The sequence below is a fragment of the Achromobacter sp. GD03932 genome (assembly GCF_029839485.1).
In the GTDB taxonomy this organism is placed as follows: domain Bacteria; phylum Pseudomonadota; class Gammaproteobacteria; order Burkholderiales; family Burkholderiaceae_B; genus Achromobacter; species Achromobacter bronchisepticus_A.
The window spans coordinates 121,664-140,300 of the sequence record NZ_JAOCAT010000003.1; the positions used below are offsets into that span (position 1 = coordinate 121,664).

General features: G+C 63.5%; 16 protein-coding genes. 9 read left to right on the forward strand and 7 right to left on the reverse strand.

From position 1 onward, the window contains the following. The first annotated feature begins 21 nt into the window (after window positions 1-21). Window positions 22-717 carry a fumarylacetoacetate hydrolase family protein gene (locus N5C88_RS03880; RefSeq protein WP_042792659.1) on the forward strand — a complete coding sequence of 232 codons (696 nt, stop codon included), beginning with the start codon at window positions 22-24 and terminating at the stop codon, window positions 715-717. Between the two features lie 42 nt (window positions 718-759). Then, on the forward strand, window positions 760-891 hold the full coding sequence (locus tag N5C88_RS03885) for an entericidin A/B family lipoprotein (RefSeq protein ID WP_042792660.1): 132 nt from the start codon (window positions 760-762) through the stop codon (window positions 889-891). A 71-nt stretch (window positions 892-962) separates the two neighbouring features. Here N5C88_RS03885 and N5C88_RS03890 read toward each other — a convergent pair whose 3' ends face one another. Next, the gene (locus N5C88_RS03890) at window positions 963-1,667 is read right to left on the reverse strand and encodes a TetR/AcrR family transcriptional regulator C-terminal domain-containing protein (protein ID WP_118934936.1); all 705 of its coding nucleotides are present in this window, start codon (window positions 1,665-1,667) and stop codon (window positions 963-965) included. A 421-nt stretch (window positions 1,668-2,088) separates the two neighbouring features. Between N5C88_RS03890 and N5C88_RS03895 the strand changes: the two genes are divergently transcribed. Next, a complete protein-coding gene (locus N5C88_RS03895; protein WP_280014715.1) occupies window positions 2,089-3,510 on the forward strand; it encodes a carbohydrate porin in 1,422 nt (473 codons plus the stop codon). 134 nt (window positions 3,511-3,644) lie between these two features. On the opposite strand, the gene N5C88_RS03900 is transcribed toward N5C88_RS03895, so the two are convergent. From N5C88_RS03900 to N5C88_RS03910, 3 genes are all read right to left on the reverse strand, one after another. Then, entirely contained in the window at window positions 3,645-5,351 is a 1,707-nt protein-coding gene (locus N5C88_RS03900) for a PhoH family protein (RefSeq protein ID WP_280014716.1), read from the reverse strand. A gap of 61 nt (window positions 5,352-5,412) precedes the next feature. After that, window positions 5,413-5,877, reverse strand: coding sequence for a peroxiredoxin (locus N5C88_RS03905; RefSeq protein ID WP_054451079.1), 465 nt, complete (start codon window positions 5,875-5,877; stop codon window positions 5,413-5,415). Then, window positions 5,874-6,335 carry an Mth938-like domain-containing protein gene (locus N5C88_RS03910; protein WP_059379176.1) on the reverse strand — a complete coding sequence of 154 codons (462 nt, stop codon included), beginning with the start codon at window positions 6,333-6,335 and terminating at the stop codon, window positions 5,874-5,876. The genes N5C88_RS03905 and N5C88_RS03910 overlap by 4 nt, the downstream gene beginning before the upstream one ends. A 444-nt stretch (window positions 6,336-6,779) precedes the next feature. Between N5C88_RS03910 and alaC the strand changes: the two genes are divergently transcribed. The 4 genes from alaC (at window position 6,780) to N5C88_RS03930 (ending at window position 11,250) form a co-directional block, all read left to right on the forward strand. After that, window positions 6,780-7,967, forward strand: a complete 1,188-nt coding sequence (gene alaC, locus N5C88_RS03915) for an alanine transaminase (RefSeq protein ID WP_054451081.1) — start codon at window positions 6,780-6,782, stop codon at window positions 7,965-7,967. 171 nt (window positions 7,968-8,138) lie between these two features. Continuing rightward, entirely contained in the window at window positions 8,139-9,443 is a 1,305-nt protein-coding gene (locus tag N5C88_RS03920; protein ID WP_280014759.1) for a homoserine dehydrogenase, read from the forward strand. Next, on the forward strand, window positions 9,440-10,849 hold the full coding sequence (thrC, locus tag N5C88_RS03925) for a threonine synthase (RefSeq protein ID WP_280014717.1): 1,410 nt from the start codon (window positions 9,440-9,442) through the stop codon (window positions 10,847-10,849). The genes N5C88_RS03920 and thrC overlap by 4 nt, the downstream gene beginning before the upstream one ends. Before the next feature lie 179 nt (window positions 10,850-11,028). Then, window positions 11,029-11,250: a YgdI/YgdR family lipoprotein gene (locus N5C88_RS03930; RefSeq protein ID WP_059379174.1), complete on the forward strand. Its 222-nt coding sequence runs from the start codon at window positions 11,029-11,031 to the stop codon at window positions 11,248-11,250. 88 nt (window positions 11,251-11,338) lie between these two features. Here the strand turns inward: N5C88_RS03930 and N5C88_RS03935 are convergent, their stop codons facing one another. Then, complete coding sequence (locus N5C88_RS03935; protein ID WP_059379173.1) at window positions 11,339-12,361, reverse strand: class 1 fructose-bisphosphatase; 1,023 nt, start codon at window positions 12,359-12,361, stop codon at window positions 11,339-11,341. Between the two features lie 9 nt (window positions 12,362-12,370). Next, window positions 12,371-15,076 carry an aminopeptidase N gene (gene pepN / locus N5C88_RS03940; protein ID WP_059379171.1) on the reverse strand — a complete coding sequence of 902 codons (2,706 nt, stop codon included), beginning with the start codon at window positions 15,074-15,076 and terminating at the stop codon, window positions 12,371-12,373. 148 nt (window positions 15,077-15,224) lie between these two features. Between pepN and N5C88_RS03945 the strand changes: the two genes are divergently transcribed. After that, window positions 15,225-15,863: a DUF4136 domain-containing protein gene (locus tag N5C88_RS03945; RefSeq protein ID WP_118932198.1), complete on the forward strand. Its 639-nt coding sequence runs from the start codon at window positions 15,225-15,227 to the stop codon at window positions 15,861-15,863. 88 nt (window positions 15,864-15,951) lie between these two features. Here the strand turns inward: N5C88_RS03945 and N5C88_RS03950 are convergent, their stop codons facing one another. Further along, the gene (locus tag N5C88_RS03950; RefSeq protein ID WP_118932199.1) at window positions 15,952-16,338 is read right to left on the reverse strand and encodes an H-NS histone family protein; all 387 of its coding nucleotides are present in this window, start codon (window positions 16,336-16,338) and stop codon (window positions 15,952-15,954) included. A gap of 786 nt (window positions 16,339-17,124) precedes the next feature. Between N5C88_RS03950 and tldD the strand changes: the two genes are divergently transcribed. Further along, complete coding sequence (tldD, locus tag N5C88_RS03955) at window positions 17,125-18,585, forward strand: metalloprotease TldD (protein ID WP_013392574.1); 1,461 nt, start codon at window positions 17,125-17,127, stop codon at window positions 18,583-18,585. The last annotated feature ends 52 nt before the right edge of the window (window positions 18,586-18,637 follow it).

The window sequence follows — 18,637 nt, forward strand, 5'->3', positions numbered from 1 at the left end:
TTCTTCATAGGTCGAGTGAACATGGACTACGTATTGCCCCCTCAGCCGCCCGTCGCGGTTCCCGTTGCCGGCAGCGCCGCGCTGTTTCCGGTGCGCCGCGTCTATTGCGTCGGCCGCAATTACGCCGAACACGCCAAGGAAATGGGCTTCACCGGCCGCGAGGATCCGTTCTTCTTCTGCAAGCCGGCCGACGCCGTGCTGAGCGTGGCCGACGGCGAAACCGGCAAGATGCCGTATCCGCCCAAGACCTCCAACCTGCACTACGAAATGGAACTGGTCGTGGTGCTGGGCAAGGGCGGCCGCGACATCCCGGTCGAACAGGCCAATGATTGCGTGTGGGGCTATGCGCTGGGCCTGGACATGACCCGCCGCGACCTGCAGGGCGAAATGAAGAAGCAGGGCCGTCCCTGGGAAATCGGCAAGGCCTTCGATCTGTCCGCGCCGCTGGGCCCGATCCATCCGCGCAGCGTCGTCGGCACCCTGGAAAAGGGCGCCATCTGGCTGGACGTGAACGGCCAGCGCAAGCAGTCCAGCGACATCTCGCAGATGCTCTGGAACATTCCGGAAAGCATTTCCTACCTGTCCGGCCTGTTCGAGCTGCAACCCGGCGACATCATCTTCACCGGCACGCCTGAAGGCGTCGGCGCCGTGCTGCAAGGCGACGTGATCACCGGCGGCGTCGAAGGCCTGGGTGAACTGCGCGTCCAGATCGTTTAAAGTACGCCCCGGATCCGTTTTCACCACTTCAGGAGCGCCAGCATGCGCAGCAAGATCGTGCTGACCGCCTTTGTCGTGTTCGGCTTCGTGCTCGCCGGTTGCAACACCGTCGCGGGCATGGGCAAGGACATGTCGAAGGCAGGCAACGCCATTACCAACGCCGCCGACAAGTAATTGCCGGGGGCGGGTTCGAGAAGGCCTGAGCCGGGGATCGCGCCCCGCTCAGGCCTTTGTACGTTCAGGCGCTAAGAAGCAAGGTGTGCTTCGGCGCCCGCTATAAAAACCCTGAGTGAGAAATCGAGTTGCTCAGGCCCGTAGGTGTCGATTCCCAGCGCGACGGCCTGGCGTAGCCGTGAATAAGACTTTCCATCGACCGAGTCCAGCCATTTCTGCAACTGGCGAGGTCTGGTGCGCTCAACCGCCGACCTGGCTTGCCAAATATCCTTCACATGGCCAACGCAGAGGGCGGCAAGCAGCACGGCCAAGCGCACCGAGGCGGCTTCGCTGAAGCCCGCCCGATTCAGCTGTTCGAGCAATTCCTCGGTCGGCAGCAGGTTCCAGCTCATCAACTCGGAATCGTCAAAGCGCAGGTGTTCCGCCAAGCTTCCCATGGCGACGGCTGCGTCGACCAGGTGGGTCGCGTAGGTCCTGCATGCGTCTTGCCATGTGGGCGCGCGCGCGATGTCGGCGCTGCTGAAGCTCGCAGTCAGTGTGTCCTTCGCGACGAGCGCCAGCAGAGTCTGGCGATCTTTCACATGGTAGTTGAGCGCCTTCCGGTCCACATTGAGCGCGTCCGCAAGCGCCTGCATCGACAATTTGTCGTGACCGATGCGCCTTGCCGCCTGCAAGATCCGGGCCAGATCAAGGCCGGCACGTTCTCCTCTTCCGCGCTCAACTTCCCCTAAAACATCTTTTTTCATCGTCTTTTCGGCGTGATGTTTGGTCAACAAGCAGGCCGCCTCAAGCCCCGCTTGTGCGCGGAAAACATGACGCGTCCTGAGGAAAACCCTGCTTGACTGGGGTTCATCGTAACACTAACTTCAACGTCATATTCCCGGCCGGGAATATGACGTTGAAGAGGCGAGACACCGATCAGCAGGGTGCATCGAACGCTGCCAACAACGTCGTGACCAGCAGAGACTGCACGGAATGGAGGTGGTTCGCCCAGTGATCAACTTTCGAAACCGGTCGGCATGAAATATCTCAATTGGCCCCGGGCTATTGAGACGGCTGCGGACGCTTTATCGGGATGCCTCCTCTCCCCGAATTCTTGCATCGACCATGACCAATGCGTACATGCCCGATTGTTATGTCTAAACAATCCGGATTTTGCGGAGTACGAGCGAGAAATCCTGGATTGAAGGAGGCCGCATGCCAAACCAGATCATCAGTTCGCGCCAGGTCAAAGTGCCGGCGCACTCGCTTGTGTCGATCTTTGCCGCCATGGGGGCGATTGCATGGGACTGCAATGCCTCTGAATCTCGAACGGGGCTCGAGCGCGGAACGGTCGCTCAGCTACGGCCATCATCCGAGTCTTCTGCCGTGGACGCCGCGCCGCAGCCTGCGTCTGATTTTGCGTCTCTTGAGCGCCTGATGGAGCAGGGCGCGCTGGTTCGGATTCCATCGATTCGGGACACGGTGCTGCGTGACGCCGGCGGATTCCGTTCCGATCTGGCGCGGCACGGGATCGGCTTTCAGATCGTCAGCTTGAACTCCGCGGCTTACGACCTCAGAGGCGAAAACCCGAGGACGCATCGCAAGCAGTCGTACAACGGCCAGGTTCCCACGTTCGCGGAGACCCAGCAGCTAGTCCTGACTTATGACCTGGGGCAGCACGGAAACGATCAAAGCCAATTGATTTTCAGCGCCGTGACGGGTCACGCGAGCTGGGCGCCGAAGGGGCCTTCGGCGGACATCGCGCTGAGCCGGCTGGCGTACTTCACCACCTTCAACAACCGTCAATGGGAGTTGAAGGCAGGCTATCTCAGCAATGCCCTGGAGTTCGTGGGCTTGTACGTTGGCGGTTCCTTGGCGGTCGGGGCGCAAGGGATGAATTCCATCATTCCCTTTCAGGTCGGCCTGTCACGCCTGCCTTTTGCCACCCCGGGCGTGAATCTGACCTACAACGGATCTGGCGGCTTCTACAACAAGACCGGAATTCAGCGCAGCACCAGCCCCTACGGCGCGGAGGCGGAAGAGTCAGAACACCAGCATGGGCTGAAGTGGAAAACCCCAGGTAGCGGATGGCTGGCCATCAACGAAATCGGAGTAAAGCAACAAGCGAGTCCCGATAATCCCTCGAGATGGTTCCGGATTGGGGGAATACTCAATACGTCCGACTATGCCAGGTTCGATTCCCGCGAGCGTAGTTCGAACAACTACGCGCTTTATGTCGCGGGAGACCAGCAGATTTCGCGGCTGACGCCCAACTCATCTTCCGCGCAGGGATGGTACGCCGGCCTTTCCTTGCACCTGGCTCCCCCGGATCAGAATCTGTACACCAAATTCGTGGAAGCCAGGCTATATACGATAGGCACGTTTCCATCGCGACCCTATGACATGTTGTCGGCCACGGTCACCTGGTCGGATTTCAGCGATACCGCGAAGGACGCCTACGGGAAAAGGGGCGTGGATACGGCGAATTCGAGCAGTGCGGCCATGCTGTCCTACATGGCGCGTCTCTATCCCGGCGTCTATCTGAGCACGGGGCTCAGCTTCATTCGATCCCCGTCATTCGTGCCCGTGGACAAGAACGCCTTGAATTTTCTGGTGGGGCTCAACATGTTCATGTAGGGGCATTCGCGCTTCCTGTGCGAACGCAATCGTGAACAACTTTTGAGCCTCTGCAAAAAAAACGCCCGATGAAGGTTCATCGGGCGTTCGTTCATGGGCAAAGCCTATGCTGGCATGGAGTGTAGGGGCTGGGCCTACAGCACATCTCCGGCATAGTCGGCCAGGCGCGAACGTTCGCCCCGCTGCAGCGTGACGTGCCCGGAATGCGGCCAGCCCTTGAAGCGGTCGACCACGAAGGTCAGGCCGGAACTGCCTTCGGTCAGGTAGGGCGTATCGATCTGGGCGATGTTGCCCAGGCAGATCACCTTGGTGCCGGGACCCGCGCGCGTGACCAGCGTCTTCATCTGCTTGGGCGTCAGGTTCTGCGCCTCGTCGATGATCAGGTACTTGTTCAGGAAGGTGCGGCCGCGCATGAAGTTCAGCGACTTGACCTTGATGCGCGAACGGATCAGGTCCATGGTGGCGGCGCGGCCCCAGTCCCCGTTGCCTTCGCCTTCACCCATGTTAAGGACGTCCAGGTTGTCTTCCAGGGCGCCCATCCAGGGCAGCATCTTCTCTTCTTCCGTACCCGGCAGGAAACCGATGTCTTCGCCGACCGGCACCGTGACGCGGGTCATGATGATTTCGGTGTAGCGCTTGGTTTCCAGTACCTGGGTGATGCCCGCGGCCAGCGCCAGCAGCGTCTTGCCGGTGCCCGCCTGGCCCAGCAGCGACACGAAGTCGCATTCCGGATTCATCAGCAGGTTCATGGCGAAGTTCTGCTCGCGGTTGCGCGCGGTGATGCCCCAGACGTTGTTCTTGCCGTGGGTGTAGTCGCGCAGCGTGGCCAGCACCGCCATCTTGCCGCTGACCTCGCGCACCTGCGCATACAGCGGCATCTGGCCTTCGAAGTAGACGAACTGGTTGACCACGAACTGCGAGCACAGCGGGCCATGGATGCGGTAGAAGGTGGTGCCGCCCTGTTGCCAGGATTCGACATCCTTGCCGTGCTTGTTCCAGAAGTCCTCGGGCAGTTGCATCACGCCCGAATACATCAGGTCCGAGTCCTCCATGACCTGGTCGTTGTAGTAGTCTTCCGCGGCCATGCCCAGCGCGCGCGCCTTCAGGCGCATGTTGATGTCCTTGGACACCAGCACGACTTCGCGTTGCGGGTACTTTTCCTGCAGGGCGCGGACCACGCCCAGGATCTGGTTGTCGGCCTTGCCCATGGGCAGGTCGGAGGGCAGCGTGCTGTGGATCGCGGTCGTCTGGAACATCAGCCGGCCGGTGGCGTCCTTGTTGCCCAGCTTGGTCAGCTCAAGTCCTTCGTCCAGCTGGGTCGCGTCCTGCACCAGCGCGTCCAGCGAACGGCTGACCTGGCGCGCGTTGCGCGCCACTTCGGACATGCCCTTTTTCTGGTGATCCAGCTCTTCGAGCGTCATCATCGGCAAGAAGATGTCGTGCTCTTCGAAGCGGAACAGCGAACTGGGGTCGTGCAGCAGCACGTTGGTGTCCAGCACGAACAGCTTGCGCGGCTCGTTCTGGGCGCGCGCCTTGGCGCGTTTGGTTGGAGCCGGAGCGGTCTTGGCGCGGCGCGTCTCGGCGCGCGGGGCGGGGGCCGCGGGCGCCGGCGGCGGCACCTGGCGGGCGGGCGCCGGGATCTGCGCCTTGCGGGCCGGGGCTGCCAGGCCCTTGAGTTCGGGCTGGACGAGCAACTCGTTGTCGTCGTCCCCTGCGAGGACTGCCTGGGTACTGGACCGCGCAGCGGCGGTCTTGGTGCTGCGGGCCTGCGCCCGGGCGGATTCGCCCGAGGGGAAGGTCAGGATGGCTGCGGGACGGGTGGGCAACTTCGGAAGCGGCATATTTGTCACTCTCCAGTGTGGGCCGGCTATAGCGCCTGACGGGTAAAACCTGTGCTGACGGCTAACCGATGCTCTTCGCTGCTTGCAGGACTTCCTTGGCGTGGCCCGGGACCTTCACCCCGCGCCACTCCTGCACCAGCACGCCATAGGCATCGATCAGGAAGGTGCTGCGTTCGATGCCGCGCACCTGCTTGCCGTACATGTTCTTCTGCTTGATGACGCCGAACAGATTGCAGACGGTTTCGTCGGCGTCGGAGATGAGGGGGAAGGGAAGCTCGTACTTGGCCTTGAAGTTCTCGTGCGACTTCAACGAATCGCGCGAGATGCCGATGACCACCGCGCTGGCCGCCAGGAACTCGGCGTGCAGGTCGCGGAAATCCTGGCTTTCGGTGGTGCAGCCAGGCGTGTTGTCCTTGGGATAGAAATACAGGATCACGGCGCGGCCCTGGCATTGCTCCAGGCTGATCGGACCTATGGTGCTTTCGGCGGTGAACAGCGGGGCGGGTTTGCCTATGGTCGGCGTCATTTCTGGGATTCTCCGTTGGGGGGGATGAGGGCCACGACCACGCGCCGGCCCTCCGCCATCAGGATGTTGTAGGTGCGCGAGGCGGCGTGCGTGTCCATGATCTCGACCCCGATGCCGATCGCCAGCAGCGGACGCAGCACGTCGGGACGCAGGAACTGCTGGCGCGCGCCCGTGCCCACCAGCAGCACTTCCGGCGCATTCGCGGGGCGGCTGGGGCTGGCTTCCGGTTCGTCCAGAAAGGCCATGGGGTCGCGGACGGGCTCGGACAATCCGGCCGCCTGGCGCAAGAGGGTGGGGGTGATGTCGGCCGGCGACTCAACGGGCCAGTGGGTCACTTCGCCTTCGGGGCCGAACGCGACCGAGGAGGAAAAACGTACCTGGTTGACCTCGATATAGCCATCACCATAGGCGGTGACGGTATTCAGAGCGGCCGTCGCAGGATCGGTATGCAGCTTCAATAAAAACTCCGGCTATATGGCCCGATAATAGCGCATCGGGATGACGCCATGTTGCAGGGTATCCACGAGAGGAGCCCCCACGCCGCACTCGCTGCGCTCGCTTGCTGCCCCCCGAGGGGGCGCGTTTTGCGTTGGGGCGGCCCGGCGGAAAAACGGACCCCCACGCCGCACTCGCTGCGCTCGCTTGCTGCCCCCGCGGGGGCGCGTTTTGCCTTGGGGCGGCCCAGCGGCAAAACGGGGCTTCCTTGTCACGCGATTTCCCTCGAGAGGGCGTGAAATCGGCCCCTTTTTTTCGCCATTTGCCGCACGGGCGTCCTTGCGCTAGATTACAGGGTTTTGCTGCACTGCAATCGCATGCCGGTGCGGCGTTTCGGACCCTTTTCCCCTTCGCGCATTCGCGCCCTGGTTTTTTCGCCCTTTTTATCGCCCCTAAGGATTCCCATCATGAGGAAGTTCTCTCGCATCGAGCGTCTGCCCCCGTACGTTTTCAACATTACCGGCGAGCTCAAGATGGCGGCGCGTAGGCGTGGCGAAGACATCATCGACATGTCGATGGGCAATCCGGACGGCGCGACTCCCAAGCACATCGTCGACAAGATGGTGGAAGCGACGACGCGTCCGACCACGCACGGCTATTCCGTGTCCAAGGGCATCCCGCGCCTGCGCAAGGCGATCTGTGACTGGTACCAGCGCCGCTACGCGGTCGAGTTCGATCCGGATTCCGAAGCCATCGTCACCATTGGTTCCAAGGAAGGCCTGGCGCACCTGATGCTGGCCACGCTGGACCGCGGCGACACCGTGCTGGTGCCGAACCCCAGCTATCCGATCCATATCTACGGTGCGGTCATCGCCGGCGCCAACATCCGTTCCGTGCGCATGACGCCGGGCGTGGACTTCTTCGAGGAACTGGAACGCGCCGTGCGCGAGTCCATTCCCAAACCCAAGATGATGGTGCTGGGTTTTCCCAGCAACCCGACCGCGCAATGCGTGGACCTGTCGTTCTTCGAACGCGTGGTGGCGCTGGCCAAGGAACACGACATCCTGGTGGTGCACGACCTGGCCTACGCCGACATCACCTTCGACGGCTACGTGGCGCCGTCCATCATGCAGGTGCCTGGCGCGCGCGATGTCGCCGTCGAGTTCTTCACGATGAGCAAGAGCTACAACATGGCCGGCTGGCGCATCGGCTACATGGTCGGCAACCGCGAGCTGGTCAACGCGCTGGCGCGCATCAAGAGCTATCACGACTACGGCACGTTCACGCCGATCCAGGTGGCGTCCATCGCCGCCCTGGACGGTCCGCAAGACTGCGTGAACGAAATCGTGGCGCAGTACCAAAGCCGCCGCGACGTGCTCGTGCGCGGCTTGCATGAAGCAGGTTGGAATGTGGAAATTCCCAAGGCGTCCATGTACATCTGGGCGCAGATCCCCGAACCCTACAGGGCGATGGGCTCTTTGGAATTTGCCAAGCGTGTCCTGTCGGATGCGAAGGTGGCCGTGTCCCCCGGGATCGGCTTCGGCGAGTATGGCGACGAATACGTGCGCTTCGCCCTGATCGAAAACGAGCAGCGCACCCGGCAAGCGGTGCGAGGCATTAAAGACATGTTCCGCAAGGACGGATTGCTGCGGTAGGACCACCCCCGAAGCGCTGCGCGCTTCCCCCTCAAGGGGGCGCCGCAGCGGACCGGCAAAGCCGGCTCCGCGCGGCCCCGCGTGGCGCTGCCAAGTGTGGAGTCGCTCGTACAGCAGTTATGGAGAACTGAAATGAATTCCCCCCAACGGCCGCCCGCAGAAGGCGCCGCGATGAAACCCATGAAAGTCGGCCTGCTTGGCCTGGGCGTGGTTGGCGGAGGCACCTGGGCGGTGCTGTCGCGCAACGCGGAAGAAATTGCGCGCCGCGCCGGCCGCCGCATCGAAGTGACCCGCGCCGCGGTGCGCGACGTGGCCAAGGCGCGTGCGCGCGTGGGCGACGCGATCCAGGTCGACACCGATGTGCGCGCGCTGGTGCGCGATCCTGAAATCGACATCGTGGTCGAACTGATCGGCGGCGACACGCTGGCGCGCGAGCTGGTGCTGGAAGCCATCGCCAACGGCAAGCACGTCGTGACCGCCAACAAGGCGCTGCTGGCCAAGCACGGCAACGAGATCTTCGCCGCGGCCCATGAGCGCGGCGTGATGGTGACCTTCGAAGCGGCCGTCGCCGGCGGCATCCCCATCATCAAGGCGATCCGCGAAGGCCTGACCGCCAACCGCATCCAGTGGGTGGCCGGCATCATCAACGGCACCACCAACTTCATCCTGTCGGAAATGCGTACGCGCGGCCTGCCGTTCGCCGACGTGCTGGCCGAGGCGCAGCGCCTGGGCTACGCCGAAGCCGATCCCACGTTCGACGTGGAAGGCGTGGACGCGGCCCACAAGCTGACCCTGCTGGCTTCGCTGGCTTTCGGCGTGCCGGTCCAGTTCGACCGCGCCTACATCGAAGGCATTTCGCAGCTGGCCGCCGAGGACATCGAGCATGCCGAACGCCTGGGCTATCGCATCAAGCTGCTGGGCGTCACCAAGCGCCGCCCGGACGGCATCGAGCTGCGCGTGCATCCGGCGCTGGTGCCGGCCGAACGCCTGCTGGCCAACGTCGAAGGCGCGATGAACGCCGTGCTGGTCAAGGGCGACGCCGTCGGTCCCACGCTGTACTACGGCCAGGGCGCGGGCGAAGAGCCCACCGCCTCGGCCGTGGTGGCCGACCTGGTCGACGTGACCCGCCTGCACACCGCGGATCCGGGCAACCGCGTGCCGCACCTGGCCTTCCAGCCGGATGCCATGTCCGACACGCCGATCCTGCCGATCGAAGAGGTCAGCACCTCGTACTACCTGCGCCTGCGCGTGGACGACCAGCCGGGCGTGCTGGCCGACATCGCCCGCATCCTGGCCGACCGCTCCATCTCCATCGGTTCGATGATCCAGCAGCCGTCGCACATCGGCGGCGCCGACATCATCTTCCTGACGCATGAGGCAGTCGAAGGCAACGTCAATCAGGCGATCGAGCGCATCGAAGCCCTGCCGTTCGTGCGCTCGAAAGTGACGCGCCTGCGCGTGGAAAATTTGCTATGAAATACATCTCCACCCGCGGCGGCATGACGCCGCTGCAATTCTCGGACATCCTGCTGGAAGGCCTGGCGCCGGACGGCGGCCTGGCCGTGCCGGAGCAACTGCCCCAGGTTTCTGCGGAAACGCTGGAGTCCTGGCGCGGCCTGCCGTATGCCGACCTGGCGTTCGAAGTGCTGTCGCTGTTCGCCACCGACATTCCGGCTGATGACCTGCGCCGCCTGACGCGCGCGGCCTACAACCAGCAGACCTTCAACAGCGAGGACATCGTCCCGCTGCGTCCGCTGGACGGCGGCCTGTCGCTGCTGGGCCTGTCCGAAGGGCCGACGCTGGCCTTCAAGGACATGGCCATGCAGTTCCTGGGCCAGGTCTTCGAATACGTGCTGGCCAAGCGCGGCACCACCCTGAACATCGTGGGCGCCACCTCCGGCGACACGGGTTCGGCGGCGGAGTACGCCTTGCGTGGCAAGATGGGCGTGGCGGTGTTCATGCTGTCGCCCCATGGCCGCATGAGCGCCTTCCAGCGCGCGCAGATGTATTCGCTGCAGGACGAGAACATCCACAACATCGCCGTGCGCGGCGTGTTCGACGAGGCCCAGGACATCGTCAAGGCCCTGGCCGGCGATCTGGAGTTCAAGAGCAAGTACCGTCTGGGCGCGGTCAACTCCATCAACTGGGCGCGCATCGCCGCCCAGGTGGTGTACTACTTCCATGGCTGGCTGCGCGCCACCAGCAAGGCTGGCGAGCAGGTGTCGTTCGCGGTGCCTTCGGGCAATTTCGGCAACATCCTGTCCGGCCACATCGCGCGCAGCATGGGCCTGCCCATTCGCCGCCTGGTGCTGGCCACGAACGAGAACAACGTGCTGGAAGAGTTCTTCCGCACGGGCGTCTATCGTCCGCGTCCCGCCGAGCAGACCTACGCCACCTCCAGCCCGTCCATGGACATTTCGCGCGCTTCGAACTTCGAGCGCTTCGTGTTCGACCTGGTCGGCCGCGACGCGGCCCGCGTCAAGGAACTGTGGGCCGGCATGGCGCGCGACGGCTCTTTCGACCTGTCCGCCCTGAAGCCGCAGTTCGAGGAGCGCTATGGCTTCGTGTCGGGCGCAAGCACGCACGAAGACCGCCTGGCGACGATCCGTTCGGTCTACGATGAAACCGGCGTGCTGATCGATCCGCACACCGCCGATGGCGTCAAGGTCGCGCGCGAGTTCGTCGAGCCTGGCGTGCCCATGCTGGTCCTGGAAACCGCCTTGCCGGCGAAGTTCTCGGAAACCATCGAAGAGGCCCTGGGCCGTCCGGCCACGCCCCCGGGCAATCTGGCGGATCTGGAATCCCTGCCGCAACGCGTCGAAATCATGGATTGCGACGCGGCCGCCGTGCGTCGCTTCATCGAGGCGAACGCCAAGGTGTAAAGGCCGCTTGCGTCTTGTATGCGTGTGCAACCCCTCGCAGGCTTGGCCTGCGAGGGGTTTTTTTCATTTTGGCGGGTCCGCAGCTTTACCTTCGCATGCATTTTGACCACAACCCGTCACGAATGCGGGGACAGTGTCAGATACAGTGAATTCACGATTCACTTTCGGAGAACACGCCCATGAAACTGAAGACCATGACGCTCGCCCTGGCCGTGACCGGATTCGGAGTACTGGCGGGATGCTCGTCTCCGTCGGTCATTCAGCAGCGGGACGGCAGCTCGACCGTGACGCCGGATAAGCCCCAGTACGACAAGGATTCGGGCATGTACGAATACGACAAGGACGGCAAGAAGGTCCAGATCAACAAGGACGACGTGAAGTCCATCGAACAGGTGAAGTGATCGCCGTTCCGATATGGCTTGCCCATGAAAAAAGCCCCGGCCGCTCAAGGCGCCGGGGCTTTTGCGTTGGCGCGGGGCGCCTGCGGCGTTACTGCTTGGCTGCTTCTTCGGCGTGGTAGCGGCCGACGCGGTCGACTTCGTTCTTCGAGCCCAGGATCACGCTGACGCGCTGATGCAGCTTGTCGGGCTGGATCTCCATGATGCGCTGCGTGCCGTTGATCGCGGCGCCGCCGGCCTGTTCGACCAGGAAGCTCATGGGATTGGCTTCGTACATCAGGCGCAGTTTGCCGGCTTTGCCGGGTTCGCGGGCGTCCCAGGGATACATGAAGATGCCGCCGCGGGTCAGGATGCGATGCACATCGGCCACCATGGAGGCGATCCAGCGCATGTTGTAGTCCTTGCCCAGCGGGCCGGTCGTGCCGGCCAGGCAGTCGTCGACGTAGCGCTTGACCGGGGCAGCCCAGTGGCGCATGTTCGACATGTTGATGGCGAACTCCTTGGTGTCTTCCGGCACGCGGATGTTCTCGTGCGTCAGCACCCACGAGCCCATTTCGCGGTCCAGCGTGAAGCCCACCACGCCATTGCCGATGGTCAGCACCAGCATGGTCTGCGGACCGTAGACGGCATAGCCGGCCACGACCTGCTTGTCGCCCGGCTGCAGGAAGTCCTGCTCGCACACGGGCGCGCCTGACACGTCATGCGGCGCGTGCAGCACGGAGAAGATGGTGCCGATGGAGACGTTGACGTCGATGTTCGAGGAGCCATCGAGCGGATCGAACAGCAGCAGGTATTCGCCCTTGGGGTAGCGGTTCGGGATCAGATGGATGGTCTCCATTTCTTCCGAGGCCATGGCCGCCAGGTGGCCGCCCCATTCATTGGCTTCGAGCAGGATTTCGTTGGACAGCACGTCCAGCTTCTTCTGCACTTCGCCCTGGACGTTCTCGCTTTCCAGGCTACCGAGAACGCCGCCGAGCGCGCCCTTGCTTACCGCATGGCTGATGGCCTTGCAGGCGCGCGCGACCACCTCGATGAGCAGCCGCACTTCCGGTGCGAGGGCTTGGGCGGAGCGCTGCTGCTCCACCAGGTATTGGGTCAGTGTTTTACGTTTCAAAGGAACCTCCTATGCTGCGAATTCTAAAGCCTTGGATACGATTTCCTGCACATTGCGCGACAGGCCTTCCTGGGCGCGCACCCGCTGCAGGGCGGCCTGCATGGGCGTGCGCAGGGCGGGCACGAAGCGTGCCCAGTTGTCCAGCGCGCGCGCCAGGCGGGCGGCGATCTCGGGGTTGAGGGCGTCCAGCGCCAGCACCTGCTCGGCCCAGAAGGCGTAGCCGGTGCCGTCGGGGTGATGCATGCCGCGGGCGTTGTTCAGGCAGAACTGGAAGATCAGCGAGCGCGCGCGGTTCGGGTTGCGCAGGGTGAATGCGGGGTGCTGCATCAGCTCGCGCGCGGTCTGCACGGTGGTCGAGCGGGCCGCGGCCTGCAGGGCGAACCACTTGTCCACCACCAGGGCGTTGTCGCGCCATTTGTCGTAGAAAGCGGCAAGCGCCTTATGCGGGAAGTCGCCCTGGCCGAAATTGATCAGCGCGGACAGCGCCGCCATGCTGTCGGTCATGTTGCCGGCCTTCTCGTACTGCTGCTCGGCCAGGCGCTGGGCATCGAGTTCGCCCGCCGCCATCAGGTGGCTGAGCGCCAGGTTCTTCAAGGCGCGCTTGCCGGCCGGAACCGGCGCCGGGCTGTATTCGCCCGGCGTCTGGTTGTCGTCGAATGCCAGGCGGAACTCGGCGGCCAACTGGCGTCCCAGTTCGGCACGCAGGAAGTCGCGTGCGACCGCCAGGGCAGGCGGGTCCACCTGCTGCATGCGTTCGGCCAGGGTCTTTTCGGACGGCAGGGCCAGGGCGCGGGCGCGGTAGGCGGCGTCCAGAGCCGGATCGGTCAGCAGCGCGCGCCAGGTCTCGATGAAGGCGGCGTCGGCATGCAGGGTCTTGCCGGCTTGGCGAGCCTCGGCCAGCGCCAGGATCTGGCGGGTGGCGAATTCCTGGCCGGCTTCCCAACGCGCGAAGGGATTGCCGTCGTGCGCCGACAGCAGGGCCAGTTCTTCGTTGGTCCAGTCGTAGTCGACGATGACCGGGGCCGAGAAGTCGCGCAATAGCGACGGCACAGGACGCTCGGCGATATCCTCGAATATCCATTGCTGGCTTTGCTGCGTCAGTTCCAGCAGCGCGGTGTCCAGGACCGCGCCGGCATGGCGCAGCGGCAGTGCGCGGCCGTCGCGGTCCAGCAAGCCGATGGCGAACGGGATGTGGAAGGGGGCCTTCACGTAATCGGCGCCGGCCTTCTTTTCCACGCCGACCGGCGGGCATTCCTGGGTGAGCGTCACGGTGCAACGGCGCGTTGCGGCGTCGTGGTCGAGCTTGACGGTCACGCGCGGCGTGCCGGCCTGGCGGTACCAGCGGCGGAACACGGACAGGTCGCGGTCCGGATGCTGGCGCACGTAGACGGATTCCATGGCGGCCACGAAGTCGTCGCAGGTCACGGCCTGGCCGTCATGGCGGCGGAAGTACTCGTCCATGCCGGCGCGAAAGCCCGCCTCGCCCAGCAGGGTGTGCTGCATGCGGATGACTTCGGCGCCTTTCTCGTACACGGTCGCCGTGTAGAAGTTGCCGATCTCCTGGTAGCTTTCAGGCCGGATCGGATGGGCCATGGGGCCGGCGTCTTCCGGAAACTGGGCGGCGCGCAGCGCCACCACGTCGTCGATGCGCTTGACCGCGCGGGCGCTCGCGGCCTCGGCGGCATCCATGCCGTGGGCCATCATGTCGGCGCTGAATTCCTGGTCGCGGAAGACGGTCAGGCCTTCCTTCAGGCTCAGCTGGAACCAGTCGCGGCAGGTGACGCGGTTGCCGGTCCAGTTGTGGAAGTACTCGTGTCCGATGACGGATTCGATGCCTTCATAGTTGGCGTCCGTGGCCGTATCCGCATCCGCCAGCACGTAGGCGGCGTTGAAGATGTTCAAGCCCTTGTTTTCCATCGCGCCCATGTTGAAGTCATGGACTGCCACGATCATGAAGCGGTCCAGGTCCAACTCCAGGCCGAAGCGGCTTTCGTCCCAGCGCAGCGCGCGCACCAGCGAATCCAGCGCCCATTCGGTCTTGGATTCCGAACCTGGATCGCTGTAGACCTGCAGCAGCACGTCGCGGCCGCTGGACGTCTTGACGGTGGTTTCGCGGTGCGTGAGCTTGCCGGCCACCAGCGCGAACAGGTAGCAGGGCTTGGGGAAGGGATCTTCCCATTCGACCTCGTTGCGGCCGTCGGGCAGTTGGCGCGTGGCCAGCAGGTTGCCGTTGGAAAGCAGCACCGGATACTCCGGCTGGGCGCGCAGGGTCACGCGGTAGCGCGACATCACGTCGGGCCGGTCGGCGAACCACGTGATGCGGCGAAAGCCCTCGGCCTCGCATTGGGTGAAGAAGTTGCCGCCCGAGACGTACAGGCCCATCAGCGTGGAATTGGCCGACGGTTTGCAGCGGCTGACGATTTCCACCGTGGCGCTGGGCGGCAGGCCGTAAAGGGCCAGGCTGTGTTCGGACAGGCGATAGCGGTCGGCGGGCAGGGGCGCGCCATTCACGCCTACCGAGACGAGCTCCAGGTCTTCGCCGTCCAGGATCAGGGCGGCGTCGGCGCTGGCCCCGGCCTTGCGCTGCACTTGCATCGTGCAGCGCACTTCGGTCGCGTCCGGCGCGAGATCGAAGGCGAGGGCGACTTCGGGAATGTCGTAGGGGTAGGGCTGGTAATCCTTGCGATATACGGTTACGGGCGTGTCTGTGCGCATGGGATTGCAGTCCTGTATGAACGAAGGCTCTATTGTAGTGGCTGGGCATGACGCACCGCCCTGGGCCGTTTGGCGTACCGTAAACTTTTTGTAGCGGTCTGAGTCAAAGTCAGTATCATGGCGCCGTCGCGCGCCGCAGAGGTGTCAAATGTCGAGGTTGTCCATGTTCAATATGCGCCGCTGGGCCGGTCTGCTGGCCGTGGCGGGGGCGTTTGCCCTGACGGGTTGTGCCGCTCCCACGGTTTCCGCGAGGGTCACTTCCTTTCAGCAATGGCCCGCGGGCGTGGAGGGGCAGACCTACCAGTTCATCGCTGCCGATGCTTCGCAAAACAACAATCTTGAATATCAGTCCTATCAGGACATGGTGCGGGCCGGCATAGGTGCGACCGGCCTGGTCGAGGCCAAGCCCGGCGCAAAGGGGCGTTTCGACGTGTCGTTCAACTACGGCACCACGCAGACCCAGATAATGGTGCAGCGTCCATACGATCCATATTTCTATGGCGGCTACGGCTATGGCGGTTTCTACGGCCCGCGGCCCTGGGGAGCGGGGTATGGCTACTGGGGGCCGGAATGGGTCGACGTACCCATGGCCGTGCAACGCAATACCCTCACCCTGCATATCTATGACACGCAGCGCGGCGGCGCCGAGGTATACCGTTCCAGCGCTTTCATACTGAGCGAGCGCGACGATTTCCTGCGCACCATGCCGTACCTGGTACGCGCAATATTTGATAATTTTCCCGGGAATAATGGCGCGGAGCGCGAAATCCGCTTCCCGGTGCAATGAAATCGGGCGGCCTTTTGAGGCCTGTCTTTAAATAAAATCGGCGCACCAATATGGTGCGCCGATTTTTTTCTTACTGGCGGATAGGTTTTTATTCTTTGATAAGAAAACTGTCGCGGGTTGCGCCTGCGGCTTCTTCCGCGGCGAGCCAGCGGGGAGCCTTGCCACGGCCGCTCCACGTTTCCCCTGTTTGAGGATGGCGGTACTTGGGCGCAACGGCGCGTTTGGCGGCGTTGGCCGGACGGGCAGCGGGGCCAGCCTTGCGGCGGCCACCGGCGGCGGCGGCGCGGGCGGGCTTGCCGGCGCCATAGGCTGCGACGATCTCTTCAGGCGTGATGTCGTACTCGCGCATCGACGTGATGATCTGCGTGATCACGGGCTTGCGACGCTTGGTTTGCAGGACTTCAGCCTTCTTTTGTAGCTTGTTGATTTCCTTTTCGATCTTTGCTTGCAGTGCTGCGTAGGATTCTCGGGCCATGGTTTATTCCTGATTATGGAACTGCTGTAATCGCCGGCGAAGTTATTGTGTAATTGTTGTGCTTCGCATAATACAGAAGTTACGGCTTGACTTCCTGGTTTCTGATGCAATTACTTTGTATCAAAAGAGTCCGATACCGTTTTTCGGTCTGGGAGTGCCTGCAACGAGCCAAGTATTGGGAAGGATATTCTCGAATTTGGGACAACTTGAAACAATAGGGGTATTGGTTCACGAGGCGGACGAATAGCCGCGCATGCCCTTGCATCTGTTCGGTTTGTCTCGCAAAGCGCGCAAATACGGGGCTCCAGGCCTGACGTCCCGCATCGGACCTGCCGCGGGTGCGGCGTTTGCGGAAGTCTGATGACGCAACGGCGGGAACAAATGAATAGTCTTGCGGTCTGATATTCGCCAGGCATGGTCCGACAGGATTCTGTGCTATGCGCCCAGCGGTCTCATTGGCGTATTTCATTTTCATGTCAAGTTGTATGACGAGTTTGGTGCGCGCCTCGGGAATACCTTTGCCTGTATGCCTGCTGGTCGAAAAAGTCCTATGAGCACCCGAAAAAAGGGGCGCATCGAACATTGTTTGAGCTTGTCGGTGCAGCCCGGTATGTAATATTCCGACCCCGCCCGCACGCGTAAATAATGCCCGTGATATTTTTCGCCCCAGCGTGTTTCCCGGCGGGGCGCGCGGCCCGACGGCCAGGCCGCGCCAGCGTTACGATATGATCTCGAGTATCACCGCGAGCGCGCGCCAGCGCGCCGCCGCCTCCTGTACAGAGCCCCATGAAAATCATCGATCCCGCCATTGCTTCCCTCGCCACCGCCAAATCCCTGCTGCTAGACCCCTGGGGCCTGACCGAGGCGGACATGGCGCGCGCGCTGGGTGAGATCTTCACTCACAAGGTCGACTACGCCGACCTGTATTTCCAGTACACGCGCAGCGAGGGCTGGAGCCTGGAAGAGGGCATCGTCAAGACCGGCAGTTTCTCGATCAGCCAGGGCGTCGGGGTACGTGCCGTGAGCGGCGAGAAAACCGCCTTTGCCTATTCGGATTCGCTGTCGCCCGAAGCGCTGTTGTCGTCTGCGCACGCGGTGCGCGGCATCGCGCGCCGCGGCGCCGGCAAGGTAAAGGTGGCGGCGCAGGTCGAAGCCGAGATCGGCCGCAGCTTGTATGCCGATATCGATCCGGTTGCCACCTTGAGCGCTCCCGAGAAGGTCGCGCTGCTGGAACGCGTGGAGCGCATGGCGCGCGCCCGCGATCCGCACGTGATTCAGGTCATGGCGGGCCTGGGCGCCGAATATGACGTGGTGTTGGTGGCCGGCAGCGACGGCCGCCTGGCCGCCGACGTGCGCCCGCTGGTGCGCTTGTCGCTGACCGTCATCGCCGAGCGCAATGGCCGCCGCGAAATGGGTCACGCGGGCGGCGGCGGCCGCCTGGGCCTGGCCTATTTCACGGACGAAATGCTGCAGGGCTACGTCGAGCGCGCGGTGCACGAGGCCATGGTGAACCTGGAAGCGCGCCCCGCGCCGGCCGGTGAAATGACTGTCGTGCTGGGTTCGGGTTGGCCCGGCATCCTGTTGCACGAGGCTGTCGGCCACGGGCTGGAAGGCGACTTCAACCGCAAGGGGTCCAGCGTGTTCTCGGGCCGCATCGGCGAGCGCGTCGCCTCCAAGGGCGTGACGGTGGTCGACGACGGCACCATCCCCGATCGCCGCGGCTCGCTCAACATCGACGACGAAGGCAATGCCACCCAGCGCAACGTGCTGATCGAGGACGGCATCCTGCGCGGCTATATGCAGGACACGCTGAACGCGCGCCTCATGAAGACCGCCGCCACCGGCAACGGCCGCCGCGAGTCGTTCGCGCACCTGCCGATGCCGCGCATGACCAACACCTACATGCTGGCGGGCGACAAGCCGGCCGAGGAAATCGTGTCGTCCGTCAAGCGCGGGCTGTACGCGGTCAATTTCGGCGGTGGTCAGGTCGACATCACCAACGGCAAGTTCGTGTTTTCGGCGTCCGAAGCCTACATGATCGAAAACGGCAAGGTGACCTATCCGGTCAAGGGAGCCACCCTGATCGGCAACGGTCCGGACGCCATGAACCGCGTCACCATGATAGGCAACGACCTGCAGCTGGATTCCGGCGTGGGCACGTGCGGCAAGGATGGCCAGAGCGTGCCCGTGGGCGTGGGCATGCCCACGGTCCGCATGGAAGGCCTGACCGTCGGCGGCACCGCCTGATTCAAAAACACGGATGACGGCTCGAAAAAATTGTGCTAGAGTCAATCCCCAT

Coding starts and splice junctions, on each gene's coding strand:
- N5C88_RS03880 (WP_042792659.1), top strand. CDS start 22: ATGGACTACGTATTGCCCCCTCAGCCGCCCGTCGCGGTTCCCGTTGCC.
- N5C88_RS03885 (WP_042792660.1), top strand. CDS start 760: ATGCGCAGCAAGATCGTGCTGACCGCCTTTGTCGTGTTCGGCTTCGTG.
- N5C88_RS03895 (WP_280014715.1), top strand. CDS start 2,089: ATGCCAAACCAGATCATCAGTTCGCGCCAGGTCAAAGTGCCGGCGCAC.
- N5C88_RS03900 (WP_280014716.1), bottom strand. CDS start 5,351: ATGCCGCTTCCGAAGTTGCCCACCCGTCCCGCAGCCATCCTGACCTTC.
- N5C88_RS03905 (WP_054451079.1), bottom strand. CDS start 5,877: ATGACGCCGACCATAGGCAAACCCGCCCCGCTGTTCACCGCCGAAAGC.
- alaC (WP_054451081.1), top strand. CDS start 6,780: ATGAGGAAGTTCTCTCGCATCGAGCGTCTGCCCCCGTACGTTTTCAAC.
- N5C88_RS03920 (WP_280014759.1), top strand. CDS start 8,139: ATGAAACCCATGAAAGTCGGCCTGCTTGGCCTGGGCGTGGTTGGCGGA.
- thrC (WP_280014717.1), top strand. CDS start 9,440: ATGAAATACATCTCCACCCGCGGCGGCATGACGCCGCTGCAATTCTCG.
- N5C88_RS03930 (WP_059379174.1), top strand. CDS start 11,029: ATGAAACTGAAGACCATGACGCTCGCCCTGGCCGTGACCGGATTCGGA.
- pepN (WP_059379171.1), bottom strand. CDS start 15,076: ATGCGCACAGACACGCCCGTAACCGTATATCGCAAGGATTACCAGCCC.
- N5C88_RS03945 (WP_118932198.1), top strand. CDS start 15,225: ATGTCGAGGTTGTCCATGTTCAATATGCGCCGCTGGGCCGGTCTGCTG.
- N5C88_RS03950 (WP_118932199.1), bottom strand. CDS start 16,338: ATGGCCCGAGAATCCTACGCAGCACTGCAAGCAAAGATCGAAAAGGAA.
- tldD (WP_013392574.1), top strand. CDS start 17,125: ATGAAAATCATCGATCCCGCCATTGCTTCCCTCGCCACCGCCAAATCC.